Source organism: Bradyrhizobium sp. ORS 375 (genome assembly GCF_000239775.1).
Taxonomy (GTDB): domain Bacteria; phylum Pseudomonadota; class Alphaproteobacteria; order Rhizobiales; family Xanthobacteraceae; genus Bradyrhizobium.
Genome location: NZ_CAFI01000362.1, coordinates 1 through 2,579 on the forward strand (window position 1 = coordinate 1; position 2,579 = coordinate 2,579).

2 protein-coding genes are annotated in these 2,579 nt (G+C 65.8%); one reads left to right on the forward strand and one right to left on the reverse strand.

From position 1 onward, the window contains the following. Positions 1-78 precede the first annotated feature (78 nt). Positions 79-702, reverse strand: coding sequence for a heme ABC exporter ATP-binding protein CcmA (ccmA, locus tag BRAO375_RS25365; protein ID WP_035642120.1), 624 nt, complete (start codon positions 700-702; stop codon positions 79-81). A 223-nt stretch (positions 703-925) separates the two neighbouring features. On the opposite strand from ccmA, the gene acnA reads away from it, so the two are divergent. Next, positions 926-2,579, forward strand: a 1,654-nt coding sequence (acnA, locus tag BRAO375_RS25370) for an aconitate hydratase AcnA (RefSeq protein ID WP_035642122.1), incomplete at its 3' end; no start/stop codon positions are given.

The window sequence follows — 2,579 nt, forward strand, 5'->3', positions numbered from 1 at the left end:
ACCCCCAACGCTCCCCGCAGGGGGGAGGGGGGCGCAGCTGCGCTGTGGCGGAGAGTTGCCTGTCCCATGACCATCAGTTCAGTTTCCAATCCGCAGTTCGCGCGTGTCGATGCCGAGCGGGCCGTGCGTGGCTGCGACGATCAGGCCGCCGCCGGCGAGATGCTCGCGCATCAGGCCGGCGAACATCGCCTGGCCGGCGACGTCGAGCGCGGCGGTCGGCTCGTCGAGCAGCCAGAGCAGGCGCGGCACGGCGAGCAGGCGGGCCAGGGACAGACGGCGGCGTTGGCCGGCCGAGAGATAGCCGGCGGGCAGGTCGATGGCATGCGCGATGCCGACGGCTTCCAGGCAATCCGGGATCGGCCTGATCATTCCGCCCCCGAGGAAGTCGGCCCAGAACGTCAGGTTCTCGCGCACGCTGAGCGCCGGCTTCAGCGCGTCGCGGTGGCCGAGATAATGCGCCTGCTCGGGCACCGTCAGCTCACCCTCGCCGCCTTCGATGGCGATCGTGCCGCCGGCCGGCAGCAAGAGGCCTGCGATCAGCCGCAGCAGCGAGGTCTTGCCCGCGCCGTTGTGCCCGGTCACGGCCAGCGCCTCGCCCGCGCGCGCCTCGAAGGCAAGGCTTGAGAACACCTCGCGGCCGCCGCGTACGCATCTGACGTCTTGTCCGAACAGCCTCGGAGACGGTGGTGGAGACAGCTGCATGGCGCGTCGTGACAGCCCTTACGAAATTGATGGCTAGCGTGTGAGAATTTGTGGGTGATGCCACGCCGGGACTTGATTGTCTCTGTAGCGACGCAGTTAGAAAGCTTCTATAAGCCCGACCTTGATGCAGCACACAATCGCCCGCTGCAAGCCATCCGGCGCCTCGCGCTGACGGTTCGAAAATACCCCCTCAGGGTATACAGATCAATTGGGATTCCCACGCATGACCTCGCTCGACAGCTTCAAGTGTCGCAAGACCCTCAAGGTCGGAACGAAGAGCTACATCTATTACAGCTTGCCCACAGCCGAGAAGAACGGTCTCAAGGACATCTCGAAGCTGCCGTACTCGATGAAGGTGCTGCTCGAGAACCTGCTGCGCAACGAGGACGGCCGCACCGTCACCAAGGACGACATCGTCGCGGTGTCGAAATGGCTGCGCAAGAAGTCGCTGGAGCACGAGATCGCCTTCCGCCCGGCGCGCGTGCTGATGCAGGATTTCACCGGCGTCCCCGCCGTCGTCGACCTCGCCGCCATGCGCAACGCGATGCAAGCGCTCGGCGGCGATGCCGAGAAGATCAACCCGCTGGTCCCGGTCGACCTCGTCATCGACCACTCGGTGATCGTGAACTACTTCGGTGACAACAAGGCGTTCGGCAAGAACGTCGCCGAGGAGTACAAGCAGAACCAGGAACGCTACGAATTCCTGAAGTGGGGCCAGAAGGCGTTCTCGAACTTCTCCGTCGTGCCCCCGGGCACCGGCATCTGCCACCAGGTCAACCTCGAATATCTGGCGCAGACGGTCTGGACCAAGAAGGAGAAGATGACGGTCGGCCGCACCAAGGGCACCTTCGAGGTCGCCTATCCGGATTCGCTGGTCGGCACCGATTCGCACACCACCATGGTCAACGGTTTGGCCGTGCTCGGCTGGGGCGTCGGCGGCATCGAGGCCGAGGCCTGCATGCTCGGCCAGCCCTTGTCGATGCTGCTGCCTGACGTCGTCGGCTTCAAGCTGACCGGCGCGCTGAAGGAAGGCGTCACCGCCACCGACCTCGTGCTCACCGTCACCCAGATGCTGCGCAAGCTCGGTGTGGTCGGCAAGTTCGTCGAGTTCTTCGGCCCCGGCCTCGACCACCTCTCGGTCGCCGACAAGTCGACCATTGCCAACATGGCCCCCGAATACGGCGCGACCTGCGGCTTCTTCCCCGTGGACACCGCGACCATCGACTATCTCAAGACCTCGGGCCGCAAGGGCCCGCGCGTCGCGCTGGTCGAGGCCTATGCCAAGGCACAGGGCCTTTTCCGCACCGCCAAGTCGGCCGATCCGGTGTTCACCGAGACGCTGAACCTCGATCTCGGCGACGTCGTGCCGTCGATGGCCGGTCCGAAGCGTCCCGAGGGCCGCATCGCGCTCCCCGCGGTGGCAGAAGGTTTTGCGACCGCGCTGGCCGGTGAGTACAAGAAGCCGGACGCCGCGGAGCAGCGCTTCCCGGTCGAGGGCAAGGACTTCGACATCGGCCATGGCGACGTCGTCATCGCCGCCATTACCTCCTGCACCAACACCTCGAACCCGAGCGTGCTGATCGGCGCCGGCCTGCTGGCCCGCAACGCCGCCGCCAAGGGTCTCAAGGCAAAGCCGTGGGTAAAGACCTCGCTCGCCCCGGGCAGCCAGGTGGTTGCCGAGTACCTCGCGAACTCCGGCCTGCAGAAGGACCTCGACAAGGTCGGCTTCAACCTGGTCGGCTTCGGCTGCACCACCTGCATCGGCAATTCCGGCCCGCTGCCGGAAGAGATCTCGAAGTCGATCAACGACAACGGCGTCGTCGCGGCGGCCGTGCTGTCGGGCAACCGCAATTTCGAAGGCCGCGTCTCGCCGGACG